This is a genomic window from Antarcticirhabdus aurantiaca, assembly GCF_009765365.1.
Taxonomy (GTDB): Bacteria; Pseudomonadota; Alphaproteobacteria; order Rhizobiales; family Rhizobiaceae; genus Antarcticirhabdus; species Antarcticirhabdus aurantiaca.
The window spans coordinates 90,987-108,144 of the sequence record NZ_VTOM01000022.1; the positions used below are offsets into that span (position 1 = coordinate 90,987).

Here is a 17,158-nt window from a genome sequence, read left to right on the forward strand (position 1 = left end):
GGCCGACCGCCATCGCTTGCGCGCTCGAGAGCGGCGATAAGGCGAAGCCTGTTCGAAGTCAACCTCTCGCAAATATATGGGAGGCCACACACACATGTTGAAGGGGAATTTTCTATGAAGAGCGGCACGCTGATCTTCGTACCCGGCCTCCTCTGCACGGGCGAACTCTTCGCCCCCCAGGTCGACGCGCTGAACGGACGCTACGACGTGAGGATCGCCGACACGTTGTCGGACACGACGATCGACGCGATGGCCGATCGCCTGCTCGCGTCGGCGCCGCCGCGCTTCGCGTTGGGCGGCCTCTCCATGGGCGGCTACGTCGCCCTGAGCGTCGCCCGCAAGGCGCTCGACCGGCTGGAAAAGCTGATCCTGATGGATACCTCGGCCCGGCCCGACACGGAAGAACAAACGGCCAATCGGCGACGCCTCGTGGAACTCGCGCAACGCTCCGGAATGGCCGCGGTGACGCAGGTTCTGCTCGAACGCCTCCTTGCCTCTCATCATCAAGCGGACGAGAGACTTCGCGCTCTGGTCGACGGCATGGCGGAAGAGATCGGCGTCGAAGCTTTTCTCCTGCAGCAGGAGGCCATCATCGGCCGAATCGACAGCCGAGCGATCCTTTCGCAGATCCCCACGCGAACGCTCGTGATCGTGGGCGAGGCGGACGTCCTGACGCCCGTCGCCCTCGCGCGGGAGATCGCGGACGGCTTGCCCGACGCCCGCCTCGCGACGATTCCGAACGCGGGCCACCTCGTCACGATCGAGGAGCCGGAAGCGGCGACGCGCGAGATCGAGGCCTTTCTCGCCGAGGACTGAGCGGAGTGACGGAGCGGGGAACGCGGCGCCCCCGCTCCGTCGGGCGTCAGTTGGAGGCCGGCCCGAACTGATAGGGCTTGCCGGCGCCGAAGAAGTGCAGCTCGTAGGTCTCCGAAATTTCGCCGTCCGACGGCACGATGTCGAAGAACAGGGTCAAGCCGTCGCTCGTGTCCTCGCCATCCTCGTCGGCGCGATAGCCGACGATGCCGCCCTCGATATCGGCGAGTTCGGTGATCTCCGTCGTGTCGCGGACGACGAGCTTTCCGCCATCGTCGGTGACGGACTGGACGAAGAACCGGTAGGCCTCGGGATCGTCCGCTTCGCGCACCATCACCGTGCGCCAGACACCTGCCTTGTCGCCCTCGGTCCAAGGACCGACGACCTGGACGTCCTCGACATAAGGGTCGAAGGCGGCGACCTTCGAGGCGAGCTCGCCCGCGGCGTCCGACGGCGCCGCGGCCTCGTTGGACGGCGTGGCGGGCTCAGGAGCCGGTGCGGCAGCCGGCGGCGTCGGCGCCGCGGGCGAGGGGGCGGAGCCGCCCGTGGCAGCGCCCGGCGACAGGTCGTTCACCGTGCCTTCGTCGACCGGCATTTCGGACGGCGACTGCGCGGCCGGCGCGTCGGCCGGGGGCGGGCCGCTGTCGGGCGCGGCCTGCACAGGCGCGGGAGCGACCGGCGCGACGGGCGCGCTGTCCGGAGCGATTTCCTGCGCCATCGCTGCCGTCGCGAGGATCGTGGCGGCGACGGCCGCGGCTCCCATGCGGATCGACGTGGCCTTGATCATCCCCTGTTCTCCAGCTGATCGTCTCGTTGCCGGCGCGCCGGTTCAGATATCGAGGTCGTCCGCTTCCGCGAACACCGCGCGCTCCTGGATGAAGCGGAAGCGAGCCTCCGCCTTGTTTCCCATCAAGGCTTCCACGATGCCGGCGGTTCCGCTTTCGGGTGCCTCGTCGATCTCGACCTTGAGGAGAGTCCGCTTGCGCGGATCCATCGTGGTTTCCTTGAGCTGCGAGGGCAGCATCTCACCGAGACCTTTGAAGCGGCTGATCTCGACCTTGCCCTTACCCTTGAACTCCTTGGCGATCAGGCGCTCCCTATCCCGGTCGTCACGGGCATAGACGGTCTTGCCGCCCTGCGCGAGCTTGTAGAGCGGCGGCACGGCGAGGAAGAGGTGACCCTCGCGGATGAGATCCGGCATCTCCTGGTAGAAGAAGGTGATCAGCAGCGAGGCGATGTGGGCGCCGTCGACGTCCGCGTCCGTCATGATGACGACGCGTTCGTAGCGAAGGTCCGCCTCGCGGTACTTGGCGCGCGTGCCGCAGCCGAGCGCCTGGGTGAGGTCGGCGAGCTGCTGGTTGGCGCCGAGCTTCTCGCGGCCCGCGCTCGCGACGTTGAGGATCTTGCCGCGCAGCGGCAGGACGGCCTGGCGCGCGCGGTCGCGCGCCTGCTTGGCCGAGCCGCCGGCCGAATCACCTTCGACGATGAACAGCTCGGCACCCGCCGCCCCGTTCTGCGAGCAGTCGGCGAGCTTGCCCGGAAGGCGAAGCTTCCTCGTCGCGCTCTTCCGGCTGACTTCCTTCTCGGCACGGCGGCGCAGGCGCTCGTCCGCGCGCTCGACCACCCAGTCGATCAGGCGCGAGGCGTCCTGCGGCGAGGAGGCCAGCCAGATGTCGAACTGGTCGCGCATCGCCGTCTCGACGATGCGCTGCGCCTCGACGGTGGCGAGGCGGTCCTTCGTCTGGCCGACGAATTCCGGCTCGCGGATGAAGACCGAGAGCATGCCCGACGCCGTGACCATCACGTCGTCGGCGGTGACCACCGCGGCGCGCTTGTTGCCGGCGACCTCGGCGAAGCTCTTGAGGCCGCGCAGGAGGACGGCGCGAAGCCCCGCTTCGTGCGTGCCGCCTTCGGGCGTCGGGATCGTATTGCAATAGGAGCGTATCGCCCCGTCGTCGGCCGTCCAGCAGACTGCCCACTCCACCGCGCCGTGACCGGTGACCTTCGGCGTGCGCCCGGAGAAGATCTGCGCCGTCACCCGCTGCTCGGAGCCGAGTTGGGCGTCGAGGAAGTCCTTCAGGCCACCGGGAAAATGGAAGCTGGCCTTCGCCGGCACCTTGTCGCCGTGGAGAAGCGACGGGTCGCAGGACCATCGGATCTCGACGCCGCCGAAGAGGTAGGCCTTCGAGCGCGCCATGGCGAAGAGCCGCGCCGGATCGAAACGCAACGCGTCGCCGAAGATCTGCGGATCGGGTCGAAAGCGCACGCGCGTGCCGCGCCGATTGTGCACCTCGCCGACGTCCTGGAGCGTCGTCACGGCGTGGCCGCGCTCGTAGGCTTGGCGATACAGGCGCTTGCCGCGCGCGACCTCGACCTCGAGCCGCTCGGACAGGGCGTTGACCACCGAGACGCCGACGCCGTGCAGACCGCCCGAGGTCTCGTAGACCTTGGAGTCGAACTTTCCGCCCGCGTGGAGCGTCGTCATGATGACTTCGAGCGCCGACTTGTTCTTGAAGCGCGGATGCGCGTCGACCGGGATGCCGCGACCATTGTCCGTAACCGACAGGAAGCCATCGGCGTCGAGCGAGACCTCGATGACGCTGGCATGGCCGGCCGTTGCCTCGTCCATCGAGTTGTCGATGACCTCGGCGAAGAGGTGGTGCAGCGCCTTCTCGTCGGTGCCGCCGATATACATGCCGGGCCGGCGACGGACCGGCTCGAGCCCCTCGAGGACCTCGATGTCGGCCGCCGTGTAGTCGGACGTGGTCGCGGGCGCGGAGGGCGCGTTCGCCGCTTCCAGAGCCGGCTTGCGGCGGGGCGTGGGGACCGGCTCCTGGGCGCGGGCCGCCGAGCCGTCGAAGAGGCTTCGCTCGGTCATGCGAGGGGGTGCTCCGCTGCGGTGCGGGAGGAAAGGCATGCGTTTCGTGACATGGTTCAGAGGTACACTTTCACGAAATGTTCTTCAAGCTCGGCACCGCGTTTCGGGCTCGCGAGCCCGCTGGCGCGGCGCTTTCGGTGCGGTTCGCCGCGGCGCGTCCTTGCCAGGCGGCGCGCTCGCGGATATTCGCGCAATGCAGCACGAATTGTCATCCATATCGCGCCACCAAAAGGTTCACGTTCGATGACCGACCGCCTGATCCGCTACTTTTCGGAAGGACTGGCCGGAGATCCCGAGCTCGCGGCGGCCGTCGCGGGCGAGGCGCGGCGGCAGGACGAGGGCATCGAGCTCATCGCCTCGGAGAACCTCGTCTCACGGCGCGTCCTGGAAGCGCAAGGGTCGGTCCTCACCAACAAGACCGTCGAAGGGCTGCCCTACAAGCGCTACTACGGCGGAGCGCAGTTCGCCGACGCCGTCGAGGCGCTCGCCGTCGACCGAGCCAAGCGGCTGTTCGGCGCAGCGTTCGCGAACGTTCAGCCGCATTCCGGCTCCAACGCCAATGCCGGCGTGTTTCTCGGCCTCCTGAAGCTCGGCGACACGATCCTTTCCATGGACACGGCGGCCGGAGGCCACATCAGCCACGGGCATCCCGCGACGCTGACGGGACGCGACTACGACATGATGCGCTACGGCGTGTCGCGCGAAACCGAGCGGATCGAGCCGGAGGAGGTGAGGGCGCTCGCGCTCCGTCATCGGCCCAAGCTGATCGTCGCCGGCGGATCGGCCTATTCCCGCGCCATCGACTTCGCGGCGCTCGGTGCCGTCGCCAAGGAGGTCGGCGCGCTCTTTCTCGTCGACATGGCGCACTTCGCCGGCCTCGTCGCGACCGGCCTCCACCCGCATCCGTTCCCGCATGCCGACGTCGTCACCACCACGACCTACAAGTCGCTGCGCGGCGCACGTGGCGGCCTCGTGCTGTGGAACGATCCCGCGCTCTCCGACCGCATCAACTACGGCATCTTTCCGGGCGTGCAGGGCTCGGTGATGATGCACATCGTGGCCGGCAAGGCGGCCTCGCTCGGGGAAGCGTTGGAACCGGACTTCCGCGCCTACAACGAGGCGGTTCTCGCCAATGCCCGCGTGCTGGCGGAGACGCTGGCGGAGGCGGGGCTTCGCCTCGTCTCGGGCGGCACGGATACCGGGCTGATGCTGGTCGACCTGTCGCCACTCGGCATCACCGGCGACGTCGCCGCCAAGGCGCTGGAAACGGCGCACCTCGCCGTGAACAAGAACCAGATCCCCTTCGACACCCGGCCGCCGGAAGCGCCGTCCGGCCTTCGCCTATCGTCGAACGCCGGAACGGCCCGCGGTTTCGGTCCGGCCGAGTTCGCGACGATCGCAGGCTGGATCGCGCGCATCCTGCGTGCGCCGGACGACGCGGCGGTCGTCGACGCAGTCGGCCGCGAGGTGAAGGCGCTCTGCGCGGCCTTCCCGATCTATCGCAGCTGAGAACGAGCCTCGGAGGTCGGGTCATGGCCAGATCGCTTCCCGATCTCCAAGCCGTCGTGTCGGAGATCGCGGCCGAGATGAAGGCCCGCCCCGATCGGGGCAAGGTCGCCGACTACATCCCCGATCTCGCGCGGGCGGATGCCTCGGCCTTCGGCATGGCGGTGATCACCGGCGACGGCGAGGTCGCGCTCGGCGGCGACGCGGAGACGCCCTTCTCGATCCAGAGCATCTCGAAGGTCTTCACGCTGACGCTGGCGCTCGGCATGGCTGGCGACCGCCTGTGGAACCGCGTCGGCCGCGAGCCGTCGGGCAGCGCCTTCAACTCGATCGTCCAGTTAGAAAGCGAGCGCGGCATTCCGCGCAACCCCTTCATCAATGCCGGGGCGATCGCGGTGACCGACCTGATCCTGTCCGGGCACCAGCCGCGCGAGGCCCTGGGCGAGATCCTGCGCTTCATGCAGTTCCTGGCGGACGACGGCTCGATCAAGATCGACAAGGCGGTGGCGGCCTCCGAGAAGCGCACGGGCTTTCGGAACGTCGCGCTCGCCAATTACATGAAATCCTTCGGGATCATCGAGAACCCGGTGGAGAACACGCTCGGCGTCTACTTCCACCACTGCGCCATCGCCATGTCCTGTCGGCAGCTCGCCATGGCCGGCCGGTTCCTGGCGCATTCCGGCATCAACCCGGCGACGGGGCATCGCGTGATCCAGGCGCAGCGGGCGCGGCGCATCAACGCCGTCATGCTGACCTGCGGTCATTACGACGGCTCGGGCGAGTTCGCCTACCGGGTCGGCCTGCCGGGCAAGAGCGGCGTCGGCGGCGGCATCCTCGCCGTCATACCGGGCACCGCCTCGATCGCCGTCTGGTCGCCGGGCCTCGACGATTCCGGCAATTCGCATCTCGGCCGCATTGCGCTGGAAGCCCTCACCCGGCGCCTCGGGGCTTCGATCTTCGGCGACTGACCGGCCGTCTCAGGCGTGGTGGATGCGATCCTCGTCGCGGATCGCCTCGTCGTGATACCAGGCGCCGCTTGCCGCCTCGCACACCCCGGCAGCCTCCAGCTCCAAGACGGAGAACCGATCCGCGCGCGCCAGCCGCTCCGCGGCGCGCAGCTTTGCGGGAAAGGGGATGATGGTGGCTGATCTCGTCTCGGCTTCGCGCATCATGTCGCTCGTCCTTCGAACCGTTGCGGCCTGTCCTGCGAAGATAGGTCTGCATATCGCTTGCGCAATATGCACTACAAAGAGGCAGATGAGAACCGGCAAGTGAGACGCCGATAACGCCTGTTTGGCGCCAGATCGAGCGCATCCTTTTCGCCGCCATTCGCAGGGTGCGCGCCTTCGTCTCCGAAGCGGTTTGGCTAAGTGCCTCAGGCTCCTGAACTTCTTGAAGCGCCACGGGATAGAACGGCCAAGGCGGCGGATCGATCCGCCGGATCCCCGTCGATGTGACGCGTCTTCATTGGCCGGTCGGCGCGAATTTGGCACGCGGCGTGCATGATGCCCGTCAGCTGATGATGGCCGGGCTGGATGCTCGGGCAAGCGGCGCGGAGATGTCCGCGAGTGCCTTCAGCCTTTGGAGATCTGGTATGACGAAGTACAAGCTCGAGTACATCTGGCTCGACGGCTACACCCCGACCCCCAACCTGCGCGGCAAGACGCAGATCAAGGAATTCGGCGAGTTTCCGAAGCTCGAAGAGCTGCCGCTCTGGGGCTTCGACGGCTCGTCCACCCTGCAGGCCGAGGGCCGCAGCTCCGACTGCGTGCTGAAGCCCGTCGCCGTATATCCCGACCCGGCCCGCACCAACGGCGCGCTGGTCATGTGCGAAGTCATGATGCCGGACGGCAAGACCCCGCATCCGTCGAACAGCCGCGCGACCATCCTCGACGACGAGGGCGCCTGGTTCGGCTTCGAGCAGGAATACTTCTTCTACAAGGACGGCCGCCCGCTCGGCTTCCCGGCCAGCGGCTACCCGGCGCCGCAGGGCCCGTACTACACCGGCGTCGGCTACAAGAACGTCGGCGACGTCGCGCGCCAGATCGTCGAGGAGCACCTCGACCTGTGCCTGGCCGCCGGAATCAACCACGAGGGCATCAACGCGGAAGTTGCGAAGGGCCAGTGGGAATTCCAGATCTTCGGCAAGGGCTCCAAGAAGGCCGCCGACGAGGTCTGGATCGCACGATACCTGCTGCAGCGCCTGACCGAGAAGTACGGCATCGACATCGAGTGGCACTGCAAGCCGCTCGGCGACACCGACTGGAACGGGTCGGGCATGCACTGCAACTTCTCGACGGCCTACATGCGCGAGGTCGGCGGCAAGGAGTATTTCGAGGCCCTGATGGGCGCCTTCGAGAAGAACCTCGATGCCCACATCGCCGTCTACGGTCCGGACAACCACCTGCGCCTGACCGGGAAGCACGAGACGGCGCCGTGGAACAAGTTCTCCTACGGCGTGGCCGACCGCGGCGCTTCGATCCGCGTGCCGCACTCCTTCGTCAACAACGGCTACAAGGGCTATCTTGAGGATCGCCGCCCGAACTCGATGGGCGACCCCTACCAGATCGCCTCCCAGGTCCTGAAGACGATCTCGGAAGTGCCGGCCGGCGAAGCCAAGGTTTCCGCCGCCGCATGACGAGATGACCTCCGACCGAACGTCGGATGAATGATCGAGCCCGCCGCCTGCAAAGGGTCGGCGGGCTTTTTCTTAGGGGCGTCGCGCTCAGACGCCGCTTAAGCGCGTCCGAGGCTCAAGCGGCGCGAGGCGCGAACAGGATGATGCCGGCGCCGACGAGGCAGACGCAGGCGCCGAGAAGGTCCCAGCGATCGGGCGGGACGCCCTCGACCTGCCAAAGCCAGATCAACGAGGCGGCGATATAGACGCCGCCATAGGCTGCATAGGCGCGGCCGGCAGCCGGCGAGTCGACGAAGGTGAGGGCGACGGAGAAGAGAACGAGGCAGAGAAGGCCCGGCGCGAGCCAGAGCACGGAGCGATCCAGCCGAAGCCAGAGCCAGAAGGCGAAGCAGCCCGCGATCTCGGCCGCAGCGGCCAGCATGTAGGCAAGGGCCGTTCTCGTCACGCGCGGCTTCTCCGAAGGGCGGTCGTGCGGATCATGGCGGACCGGCAACGAAAAAGGCCGGCTCTTGCGGAGCCGGCCCGTTCTTCGATCGGTGATCGCGGCCGAAGCCGATCAGACCGAGTAGTACATGTCGAATTCGACCGGATGCGGGGTCATCTCGAAGCGCAGGACCTCGGCCATCTTCAGGTCGATGAAGGCGTTGATCTGGTCGTCGTCGAAGACGCCGCCGGCCTTGAGGAAGTCGCGGTCGGAGTCGAGGCTCTCCATCGCCTCGCGGAGCGACCGGCAGACCGTAGGGATCTCCTTCAGCTCCTCGGGCGGCAGGTCGTAGAGATCCTTGTCCATGGCGGCGCCCGGATGGATCTTGTTCTTGATGCCGTCGAGGCCGGCCATCAGCATGGCCGCGAAGGCGAGGTACGGGTTCGCCGACGGATCGGGGAAGCGGACCTCGACGCGCTTGGCCTTCGGCGACTGGCCGAACGGGATGCGGCAGGAGGCCGAGCGGTTGCGCGCGGAATAGGCGAGCAGCACCGGCGCCTCGTAGCCCGGAACGAGCCGCTTGAAGGCGTTCGTCGACGGGTTGGTGAAGGCGTTCAGCGCCTTGGCGTGCTTGATGATGCCGCCGATGTAGAAGAGGGCGCTTTCCGACAGGCCGGCATATTCGTTGCCCGCGAAGGTCGGCTTGCCGCCCTTCCAGATCGACTGGTGGACGTGCATACCCGAGCCGTTGTCGCCGAAGATCGGCTTCGGCATGAAGGTCGCCGTCTTGCCGTAGGCGTTCGCCACCTGGTGGATGACGTACTTGTAGATCTGCATCTTGTCGGCGTTGCGCACGAGCGTGTCGAACTTGATGCCGAGCTCGTGCTGAGCCGCCGCCACCTCATGGTGGTGCTTCTCGACCGCGACGCCCATCTCGGCCATGACCGAGAGCATCTCGGAGCGCATGTCCTGGCAGCTGTCGATCGGCGGAACCGGGAAATAGCCGCCCTTGACGCGCGGACGGTGACCGAGGTTGCCGGTCTCGTAATCGGTGTCGTCGTTCGACGGGAGCTCGGTCGAGTCGAGCTTGAAGCCCGTGTTGTACGGGTCGGCCTTGTACTTGACGTCGTCGAAGATGAAGAACTCGGCCTCGGGGCCGAAGAAGGCGGTGTCGCCGATGCCGGACTGGTTGAGGTAGGCCTCGGCCTTCTTGGCGGTACCGCGCGGATCGCGGTTGTAGCTCTCGCCGGACACCGGATCGAGGATGTCGCAGAAGATCGCCATGGTCGACTGCGCGAAGAACGGATCCATGTGCGCCGTCTCGGGATCCGGCATCAGCGTCATGTCGGACTCGTTGATCGCCTTCCAGCCGCCGATCGACGAGCCGTCGAACATCGAGCCTTCGGAGAACATGTCCTCGTCGACGATGGAAACGTCCATCGTGACGTGCTGCAGCTTGCCCTTGGGATCCGTGAAGCGCAGGTCGACGAACTTAACGTCGTTGTCCTTGATCTGCTTCAGGATATCGTTCGCCGAAGTCATGGCGGTCCTTTCTGTTGCCAGATTGCTGATCGGGAAGAGAGACCGGCCGCGCTCAGATGGCGTCGTTGCCGGTCTCGCCTGTGCGGATACGGACGGCTTCCTCGACAGGGGAGACGAAGATCTTGCCGTCGCCGATGCGTCCCGTCTGGGCCGCCTTGCGGATGGCCTCGACGGCCGCGGCCACCGACTCGTCGGGAAGCACCACTTCGACCTTCACCTTGGGGAGAAAGTCGACCACGTACTCCGCACCGCGATAAAGCTCGGTGTGACCCTTCTGCCGACCGAAGCCTTTGGCTTCGGTGACGGTGATGCCCTGCAGTCCAGCGTCCTGCAGCGCTTCCTTGACCTCATCCAGCTTGAACGGCTTGATGATGGCCTCGACCTTCTTCATCGACAGTCCTTCCCGGCATGGCTCCCGATACGGCCCGCAGCCCGTCGCCTGGCCTTCTGCGCGCCTCGTGCCAAACATGGTGCGCAGTGGATGCGGCGACAGTCCCGGCCGGTTGGGCGAGCGGTAAAACGTCTGCGGGGTTGAAGCAACCGCCTGCCGGCCAAGATCGTCCGAAAACCGCCTCCGAAGCGCTTTTTCGAGGCGGCCGTCACCGATGCTGGACATGCCGCTGAGAGGTTGCGCCCAGATGTTGATCAACTTGATCAAACGATGAGCAGGAGCGATCCGGCTTCCCCGTTGCAGGCCGCGCTGCCGACCTGCGCCGAAACGCGACGCCTCGACGCCCTGACGATGCAGGCCGGCCTCGCCGGCGGCATCCTCATGGAGCGGGCCGGCGCCTTCGTGGCCGCGACGGCGCTCCGGCTCTTTCCGACGGCGTCGCGCGTCGCGATCCTGGCCGGTGCGGGCAACAATGGCGGAGACGCCTATGTCGCCGCACGCTATCTCGCGGCGGCCGGGCGCGACGTGGTCGTCTTCGAGCTGGCCGAGGCTTCGCGCCTGTCGGGTGACGCAGCCGCGGCGTCCGCCGGCTATGCCGGGCCGAGGCTGCCGCTGACGCAGGTGCGTCCCGAAGATTTCGGGCTGGTCGTCGACGGCCTGTTCGGCGCCGGCTTATCGCGGCCGATCGACGGTGTTGCGGCCGAGGCGATCCGCCGGGTGAACGCGGCGGGAACGCCGATTCTTGCCATCGACCTGCCGAGCGGCATCGACGGCGACACCGGCGCCGCTCTCGGCATCGCGATCGAGGCGCAGGCGACCGCGACCTTCTTCCGCCGCAAGCCGGGCCACCTCCTGATGCCGGGACGGGCGCATTGCGGGCAGGTCTTCGTCGGAGACATCGGGATCGCCGACGCGACGCTCGCCTCGCTCGACCCCGCGACCTTTGCCAACGAACCGGCGCTGTTCCTGGCGGCGCTCCGCCTGCCGACCCTGGCCGGACACAAGTACGACCGTGGGCATGCCGTCGTCTTGTCCGGTTCCGCGTCGAAGACGGGCGCGGCCAGGCTCTCGGCCGGCGCGGCGCTGCGGGCCGGAGCGGGGCTCGTCACCGTTCTCAGCCCGGCTTCGGCGGTCTTGGTCAATGCCGCCCACCTGACAGCCGTGATGCTGCGCCGCTGCGACGACGAGGCCGAACTCGACGCGGTCCTCGCCGACGAGCGGCTGAACGCCTTCGTTCTCGGTCCCGGCTTCGGCGTGGGAGAGCGCGCTCGGCACTATGCCGGGCGCCTCCTCGCAGCCGACCGGCACGTCGTCCTAGACGCGGACGCGCTGACGAGCTTCGCCGACATACCTGACGACCTGTTCTCCATGATCCGGGGATCGAAAGGAAGCGCAGTGCTGACGCCCCATGCGGGCGAGTTCAAGCGCCTGTTTCCCGATCTCGCCGAAACATCCGACGGCAAGCTGTCCCGGGCGCGCGAGGCCGCCGCGCGATCGGGCGCGGTCGTGATCCTCAAGGGAGCGGACACGGTCATTGCCGCGCCGGACGGACGCGCCGCGATCAACGCGACGGGAACGCCCTGGCTCGCCACCGCGGGTTCGGGCGACGTCCTGTCCGGCATCGTCTGCGCGCAGCTCGCACAGGGAACGCCCGGCTTCGAGGCCGCCTGTGCCGGCGTCTGGATGCACGGCAAGGCCGCCGAAGCCTTCGGCCCCGGCCTGATCGCCGAGGACCTCGCGCCGATGTTGCCGAAGGTCCTCGCCGAGCTGACGGCGGATCGGGGCTGATCCCTTACTCCGCCGCTTCGGCCCGCGTCTGGCGGGGGGGGCGGCGTTGCAGGAGATCCTTGAGGAAGCGACCGGTGTAGGAGCGCTTCGCCTTGACGATGTCCTCGGGCGTGCCAGTGGCGACGATCTCGCCGCCGTTGATGCCGCCTTCGGGACCGATGTCGATCACCCAGTCCGCGGTCTTGATGACCTCGAGATTGTGCTCGATCACCACCACCGTATTGCCCCGGTCGACGAGGTCGTGCAGCACCTCCAGAAGCTTTGCGACGTCGTGGAAGTGGAGGCCCGTCGTCGGTTCGTCGAGGATGTAGATCGTGCGGCCCGTGGCGCGGCGCGACAGCTCCTTGGCGAGCTTCACACGTTGCGCCTCGCCGCCCGACAGGGTGGTGGCCTGCTGGCCGACCTTGATGTAGCCGAGGCCGACCTCCTTCAGCGTCGCCAGCTTGTCCCGCACCGCCGGGACGGCCGCGAAGAAGTCGACGCCTTCCTCGACGGTCATGTCGAGAACGTCGGCGATGGACTTCTCCTTGAAGGTGACCTCCAGCGTTTCGCGATTGTAGCGCTTGCCGTGACAAACGTCGCAGGTGACGTAGACGTCGGGCAGGAAGTGCATCTCGATCTTGAGGACGCCGTCGCCCTGGCACGCCTCGCAGCGTCCGCCCTTCACGTTGAAGGAGAAGCGCCCGGCCTGGTAGCCCCGCGCCTTGGCCTCCGGCAGGCCGGCGAACCAGTCGCGGATCGGCGTAAAGGCACCGGTATAGGTCGCCGGGTTCGAGCGCGGGGTGCGGCCGATGGGCGACTGGTCGATGTCGATGATCTTGTCGAGATGCTCCAGCCCGTCGATGCGGTCGTGCTCCGCCGGCACTTCGCGCGCGTTGGCGAGGCGGCGCGAGGCGGCCTTGAACAGGGTCTCGATCAGGAAGGTCGACTTGCCGCCGCCGGACACGCCGGTGACGCATGTGAAGAGGCCGACCGGAATGTCGGCCGAGACGTTCTTCAAGTTGTTGCCGCGCGCTCCGACGACCTTGATCAGCTTGTCCTTCTGAGCCTTGCGGCGCTTGGCCGGAACGGCGACGCCGAGTTCGCCGGAGAGGTACTTGCCGGTCAGCGAATCCGGATGCGCTTTGACCTCGTCGGGCGTGCCCGTCGCGATGACCTGTCCGCCGTGGATGCCGGCGGCCGGGCCGATGTCGACGACGTGATCCGCGGCGAGGATCGCGTCCTCGTCGTGCTCGACCACGATCACCGTGTTGCCGATGTCGCGCAGGTGCTTGAGCGTCACGAGCAGGCGCTCGTTGTCGCGCTGGTGGAGGCCGATCGAGGGCTCGTCGAGGACGTAGAGGACGCCGGTCAGGCCCGAACCGATCTGCGAGGCGAGACGGATGCGCTGCGACTCGCCGCCCGACAGGGTGCCCGAGGCGCGGGCGAGCGTCAGATACTCAAGGCCGACGTCGTTGAGGAAGCGCAGCCGCTCGCGAATTTCCTTGAGGATGCGGACGGCGATCTCGTTCTGCTTGCCCGTCAGCGCCGCGGGCAGCGCCTCGAACCAGTCGCCCGCCTCGCGGATCGACTTCTCCGTCACCTGCGCGATGTGGTGCCCGCCGATCTTAACCGCGAGCGCTTCCGGCTTCAGCCGCGTGCCGCCGCAGGCGGGGCAGGGCGTGGCGGACATGAAGCGCTCGATCTCCTCGCGCGACCAGGCGCTGTCGGTCTCCTTGTAGCGCCGCTCGAGGTTCGGGATGATGCCTTCGAAGGTCTTCTGCGTCGTGTAGGAGCGCAGGCCGTCATTGTACTGGAACTCGACCTTCTGCTTGCCGGTCCCGTAGAGGATCGCCTTCTTCTGGTCGGGGGTCAGGTCCGACCAGCGCGTCGTCTGCTTGAAGCCGAGGAGCTTGCCGAGAGCGTCGAGCGTCTGGCCGTAATAGGGCGAGGTCGATTTCGCCCAGGGCGCGATGGCGCCGTTCTTCAACGTGCGCTGCTCGTCCGGCACGATGAGCTTCGGATCGACCGACTGCTGCGCGCCGAGGCCGTCGCAGGTCGGGCAGGCGCCAAAGGGATTGTTGAAGGAGAACAGCCGCGGCTCGATCTCGGGAATGGTGAAGCCCGAGACGGGGCAGGCGAACTTCTCGGAGAAGACGAGCTGCTTCGGCTTGTTGTTCTCGTCCACGCCGTCGGCGAACTCGGCCACCGCGATGCCGTCGGCGAGGCGGAGCGCCGTTTCCAGCGAATCGGCGAGGCGGGTCTTCAGGTCGCCGCGCACGACGATGCGGTCCACCACGACCTCGATATCGTGCTTGAACTTCTTGTCCAGCGCCGGCGCGTCGGCGATGTCGTGGAACTCGCCGTCGATGCGGACGCGCTGGAAGCCCTTCTTTTGAAGGTCAGCCAGTTCCTTCTTGTACTCGCCCTTTCGGCCGCGGGCGATCGGCGCGAGGAGGTAGAGGCGCGTGCCTTCCTCCAGCGCGAGCACGCGGTCGACCATCTGGCTGACCGTCTGGCTCTCGATCGGCAAGCCCGTGGCCGGCGAGTAGGGCACGCCGACGCGGGCGAAGAGGAGGCGCAGGTAATCGTAGATCTCGGTGACGGTGCCCACCGTCGACCGCGGGTTCTTCGAGGTCGTCTTCTGCTCGATGGAGATGGCCGGGGAGAGGCCGTCGATCTGGTCGACGTCCGGCTTCTGCATCATCTCCAGGAACTGGCGCGCATAGGCCGAGAGGCTCTCGACGTAGCGGCGCTGGCCTTCCGCGTAGATCGTATCGAAGGCGAGCGAGGACTTCCCGGAGCCGGACAGGCCCGTCATCACGATCAGCGAGTCGCGGGGCAGGTCGAGATCGACGTTCTTGAGATTGTGCTCCCTCGCGCCGCGGATCGAAATCGTGTTCTTCATGGGGCCGCCGAAGGATCGCTGATCTGGAATGCCGCCCATATCGGATGGATGGGCCGGATTTTAAAGCGCGAGAAACGAACCGGTTGCGTCCGACCGGATTGTTCTCTATCTGTTCTATAGAGGGCGGCGAGCCCGCCGACAAGCGGATGCGAGGGTGGATTCATCATCCGTCGCATCTCAGCCGTGGATAAGTCGGGCGGCGGTTGCCTGGACCTTGGCCCGGCCATAGGCTCCGCGGCCTCGTGACATGAGGAGTTCGGCATGGCCGGTAGCGTGAACAAGGTGATTTTGGTCGGCAATCTCGGTGCCGATCCGGAGATCAGGCGGCTGAACTCCGGTGACAGCGTCGTGAACCTGCGGATCGCCACCTCCGAAACGTGGCGCGATAAGGCCTCCGGCGAGCGCAAGGAGCGCACCGAGTGGCATAACGTCGTGATCTTCAACGAAAATCTCGTGAAGGTGGCCGAGCAGTACCTGAAGAAGGGCTCAACGGTCTACATCGAAGGCCAGCTTCAAACGCGCTCCTGGGACGACCAGCAGTCGGGCCAGAAGCGCTATACGACCGAGGTCGTGCTTCAGCGCTTCCGCGGCGAGCTGCAGATGATCGGCGGTCGCGGCGAAGGTGGCGGTGCCGGCGGCGGCTACGAGGATCGCGGTGGCGGTGGCGGCGGCGGTTACGACCGCGGTAGCGGCGGTGGAGGCGGCGGCGGTCGCTCGGGCGGCGGTGGCGGCTTCGGAGGCGGAAGCGGCGGTGGCGGCGGTGGTTACGGCGGCGGTGGCCGCGGCGGAGACCTCGACGACGAGATCCCGTTCTGACATGTGGCCAATCCAGTTTGTAAACGCGAACTGGATCGTGCAGTCGTGCCAGTAACTTAGTCCAAAGCGATCGGCTCGTCAAAGGTGTGGGACGCGCGCGTGAACTTGTGGTCCGCGCGCGCGTCAACGCAGCGATCGAAAACGCTTGCGGCGGAGGTGCTTAGTCCGCGGCGACGTGAACTTGGCGGCAACTCATGTGCCGTCGTGCGGTACGGGTGGGGCGCCGTCCGCCGGGCATGTCTTGGGCTCCGCTGAGGCTGTCGACGCTCACCGCAGTCGACGCCGCTCCAGCGCAATGACCCGCAGGTTCCCGAGCCACGCGGCATCACCCTGCCTCCGATCTCAATCATGGGTCGACCGCGTCGGACCGGCACAGCGGCTCCGGCGAGCATCGCCTCGTGTGAACTTGCCATCGCGGTGCCACATCACGCCGCGCCAAGGCGATCCCGCCCACCTGCGCGATCGGATTGCCTCTCGACGCGACCTCATCGAGAAAAAGCCGGAGACCGCCCGCCGGTACCGTCTTTCGCGAGACGGAAGCCCAGCTCACCGGGCGCGTCCCACCAGGCTTCTTGGCTGCCCTGCCGCCGCCTCCGCCTCCGTTGCACTTCTCGGACGCTCGGAAAAATCGGCTGCCAAAATCCGACAGGCGTGCCCTTGGGGATTGACTTTCCAAATCCGCCCCATTCTCGCAACCTCTGGTAAAACGGTGGGAAAGCCGCCTCGCTACGATCGGAAGTTGCAATCTTTGGGTTCTGCAAGGATTCGCCGCGATCCCTGATCGAAGAAAACGGCTTGCCCTTCATTGGTTTCGGTCGAATCCTTGGCAAAAAAAACGGTTCAAGCGTCAACCGAAGCGCCGTGGACGAACCACCCCGCCATCACGTCAAGATTGTCCGTCGGGCGCGGCCCGAGCGAACGTGTTGGAGGCAGCAGACATCATGCAAGAGCAACTGGATCCCGGTGGCGGATACGCCACGCGAACCATGATCCTCTCCACCGGAGAACGGTTCGCCATCCTGACTCCCGCGTCGAGACACATACCGGACCCATGGGTCACACGCTACTGCGCCACGTTCATGCGCAACAAGAGCGGATCCGTAAACACCGCGTCGAAAGCGGTCTACGCGATTGGCTTGCTCAACGAGTGGGCCGACCTGATGGACATCAATCTCACCGCGCGCATCGAGACAGGCGATCTCCTGAGCATGGAGGAGTCCCAGGACTTGGTGGAGCACCTCCGGAAATGGAGGCGCAGATCCGTGCCGCCACACGCGCGCAAGCGCAAGAGGCGGGGTACCGATAGGGTCGGCAGAGCGAAGCCGGTCCGATTGGCGGTCAAGGGCAAGGTCGTGTCCCTTGGCGTGGTGTAGCTCGCGAAGGGCCACCACGGTTGCCGGCTTGGGCCGGGCAGATCAGACTGCGAGGGTTGGCAGGCTGACGAGGGGATCATCGCCGATCGGGGCGATGCTTTC

At 66.8% G+C, this 17,158-nt stretch carries 14 protein-coding genes; 7 read left to right on the forward strand and 7 right to left on the reverse strand.

The features are described from left to right. Positions 1 to 114: 114 nt before the first annotated feature. Positions 115 to 816, forward strand: a complete 702-nt coding sequence (locus FZN60_RS22450; RefSeq protein WP_158875752.1) for an alpha/beta fold hydrolase — start codon at positions 115 to 117, stop codon at positions 814 to 816. Positions 817 to 862: 46 nt separating this feature from the next. Here FZN60_RS22450 and FZN60_RS22455 read toward each other — a convergent pair whose 3' ends face one another. Beyond that, positions 863 to 1,600, reverse strand: a complete 738-nt coding sequence (locus FZN60_RS22455) for a hypothetical protein (RefSeq protein WP_158875753.1) — start codon at positions 1,598 to 1,600, stop codon at positions 863 to 865. A gap of 42 nt (positions 1,601 to 1,642) precedes the next feature. Next, a complete protein-coding gene (parE, locus tag FZN60_RS22460; RefSeq protein WP_158875754.1) occupies positions 1,643 to 3,691 on the reverse strand; it encodes a DNA topoisomerase IV subunit B in 2,049 nt (682 codons plus the stop codon). 243 nt (positions 3,692 to 3,934) lie between these two features. Between parE and glyA the strand changes: the two genes are divergently transcribed. Then, positions 3,935 to 5,200: a serine hydroxymethyltransferase gene (gene glyA / locus FZN60_RS22465; protein WP_158875755.1), complete on the forward strand. Its 1,266-nt coding sequence runs from the start codon at positions 3,935 to 3,937 to the stop codon at positions 5,198 to 5,200. 23 nt (positions 5,201 to 5,223) lie between these two features. Next, complete coding sequence (locus FZN60_RS22470; protein ID WP_158875756.1) at positions 5,224 to 6,165, forward strand: glutaminase; 942 nt, start codon at positions 5,224 to 5,226, stop codon at positions 6,163 to 6,165. Between the two features lie 9 nt (positions 6,166 to 6,174). Here the strand turns inward: FZN60_RS22470 and FZN60_RS22475 are convergent, their stop codons facing one another. Further along, positions 6,175 to 6,369, reverse strand: coding sequence for a DUF2735 domain-containing protein (locus FZN60_RS22475; RefSeq protein WP_158875757.1), 195 nt, complete (start codon positions 6,367 to 6,369; stop codon positions 6,175 to 6,177). Between the two features lie 422 nt (positions 6,370 to 6,791). Between FZN60_RS22475 and FZN60_RS22480 the strand changes: the two genes are divergently transcribed. Beyond that, positions 6,792 to 7,835 carry a glutamine synthetase beta-grasp domain-containing protein gene (locus FZN60_RS22480; protein WP_158875758.1) on the forward strand — a complete coding sequence of 348 codons (1,044 nt, stop codon included), beginning with the start codon at positions 6,792 to 6,794 and terminating at the stop codon, positions 7,833 to 7,835. Positions 7,836 to 7,950: 115 nt separating this feature from the next. Here FZN60_RS22480 and FZN60_RS22485 read toward each other — a convergent pair whose 3' ends face one another. The 3 genes from FZN60_RS22485 to FZN60_RS22495 all read right to left on the reverse strand — a co-directional run bounded on the left by FZN60_RS22485 (position 7,951) and on the right by FZN60_RS22495 (position 10,192). Beyond that, on the reverse strand, positions 7,951 to 8,280 hold the full coding sequence (locus FZN60_RS22485; protein WP_158875759.1) for a YnfA family protein: 330 nt from the start codon (positions 8,278 to 8,280) through the stop codon (positions 7,951 to 7,953). 111 nt (positions 8,281 to 8,391) lie between these two features. Beyond that, positions 8,392 to 9,801, reverse strand: coding sequence for a type I glutamate--ammonia ligase (glnA, locus tag FZN60_RS22490; RefSeq protein ID WP_158875760.1), 1,410 nt, complete (start codon positions 9,799 to 9,801; stop codon positions 8,392 to 8,394). Between the two features lie 52 nt (positions 9,802 to 9,853). Continuing rightward, on the reverse strand, positions 9,854 to 10,192 hold the full coding sequence (locus tag FZN60_RS22495; protein WP_158875771.1) for a P-II family nitrogen regulator: 339 nt from the start codon (positions 10,190 to 10,192) through the stop codon (positions 9,854 to 9,856). Between the two features lie 270 nt (positions 10,193 to 10,462). Between FZN60_RS22495 and FZN60_RS22500 the strand changes: the two genes are divergently transcribed. Further along, positions 10,463 to 11,980: an NAD(P)H-hydrate dehydratase gene (locus tag FZN60_RS22500; RefSeq protein WP_158875761.1), complete on the forward strand. Its 1,518-nt coding sequence runs from the start codon at positions 10,463 to 10,465 to the stop codon at positions 11,978 to 11,980. 4 nt (positions 11,981 to 11,984) lie between these two features. Here FZN60_RS22500 and uvrA read toward each other — a convergent pair whose 3' ends face one another. After that, on the reverse strand, positions 11,985 to 14,867 hold the full coding sequence (uvrA, locus tag FZN60_RS22505; protein WP_158875762.1) for an excinuclease ABC subunit UvrA: 2,883 nt from the start codon (positions 14,865 to 14,867) through the stop codon (positions 11,985 to 11,987). Between the two features lie 261 nt (positions 14,868 to 15,128). On the opposite strand from uvrA, the gene ssb reads away from it, so the two are divergent. Both ssb and FZN60_RS22515 read left to right on the forward strand, forming a co-directional pair. Then, entirely contained in the window at positions 15,129 to 15,683 is a 555-nt protein-coding gene (ssb, locus tag FZN60_RS22510; protein WP_158875763.1) for a single-stranded DNA-binding protein, read from the forward strand. Positions 15,684 to 16,624: 941 nt separating this feature from the next. Further along, a complete protein-coding gene (locus FZN60_RS22515; protein WP_158875764.1) occupies positions 16,625 to 17,056 on the forward strand; it encodes a hypothetical protein in 432 nt (143 codons plus the stop codon). Positions 17,057 to 17,158 lie beyond the last annotated feature (102 nt).

What these genes read in the sequence shown, in the direction of transcription:
- FZN60_RS22480 (WP_158875758.1), top strand. Translation starts at nt 6,792, where the DNA reads ATGACGAAGTACAAGCTCGAGTACATCTGGCTCGACGGCTACACCCCG.
- FZN60_RS22475 (WP_158875757.1), bottom strand. Translation starts at nt 6,369, where the DNA reads ATGATGCGCGAAGCCGAGACGAGATCAGCCACCATCATCCCCTTTCCC.
- FZN60_RS22455 (WP_158875753.1), bottom strand. Translation starts at nt 1,600, where the DNA reads ATGATCAAGGCCACGTCGATCCGCATGGGAGCCGCGGCCGTCGCCGCC.
- ssb (WP_158875763.1), top strand. Translation starts at nt 15,129, where the DNA reads ATGGCCGGTAGCGTGAACAAGGTGATTTTGGTCGGCAATCTCGGTGCC.
- FZN60_RS22500 (WP_158875761.1), top strand. Translation starts at nt 10,463, where the DNA reads ATGAGCAGGAGCGATCCGGCTTCCCCGTTGCAGGCCGCGCTGCCGACC.
- glyA (WP_158875755.1), top strand. Translation starts at nt 3,935, where the DNA reads ATGACCGACCGCCTGATCCGCTACTTTTCGGAAGGACTGGCCGGAGAT.
- FZN60_RS22495 (WP_158875771.1), bottom strand. Translation starts at nt 10,192, where the DNA reads ATGAAGAAGGTCGAGGCCATCATCAAGCCGTTCAAGCTGGATGAGGTC.
- uvrA (WP_158875762.1), bottom strand. Translation starts at nt 14,867, where the DNA reads ATGAAGAACACGATTTCGATCCGCGGCGCGAGGGAGCACAATCTCAAG.
- glnA (WP_158875760.1), bottom strand. Translation starts at nt 9,801, where the DNA reads ATGACTTCGGCGAACGATATCCTGAAGCAGATCAAGGACAACGACGTT.
- FZN60_RS22450 (WP_158875752.1), top strand. Translation starts at nt 115, where the DNA reads ATGAAGAGCGGCACGCTGATCTTCGTACCCGGCCTCCTCTGCACGGGC.
- FZN60_RS22470 (WP_158875756.1), top strand. Translation starts at nt 5,224, where the DNA reads ATGGCCAGATCGCTTCCCGATCTCCAAGCCGTCGTGTCGGAGATCGCG.
- parE (WP_158875754.1), bottom strand. Translation starts at nt 3,691, where the DNA reads ATGACCGAGCGAAGCCTCTTCGACGGCTCGGCGGCCCGCGCCCAGGAG.
- FZN60_RS22515 (WP_158875764.1), top strand. Translation starts at nt 16,625, where the DNA reads ATGCAAGAGCAACTGGATCCCGGTGGCGGATACGCCACGCGAACCATG.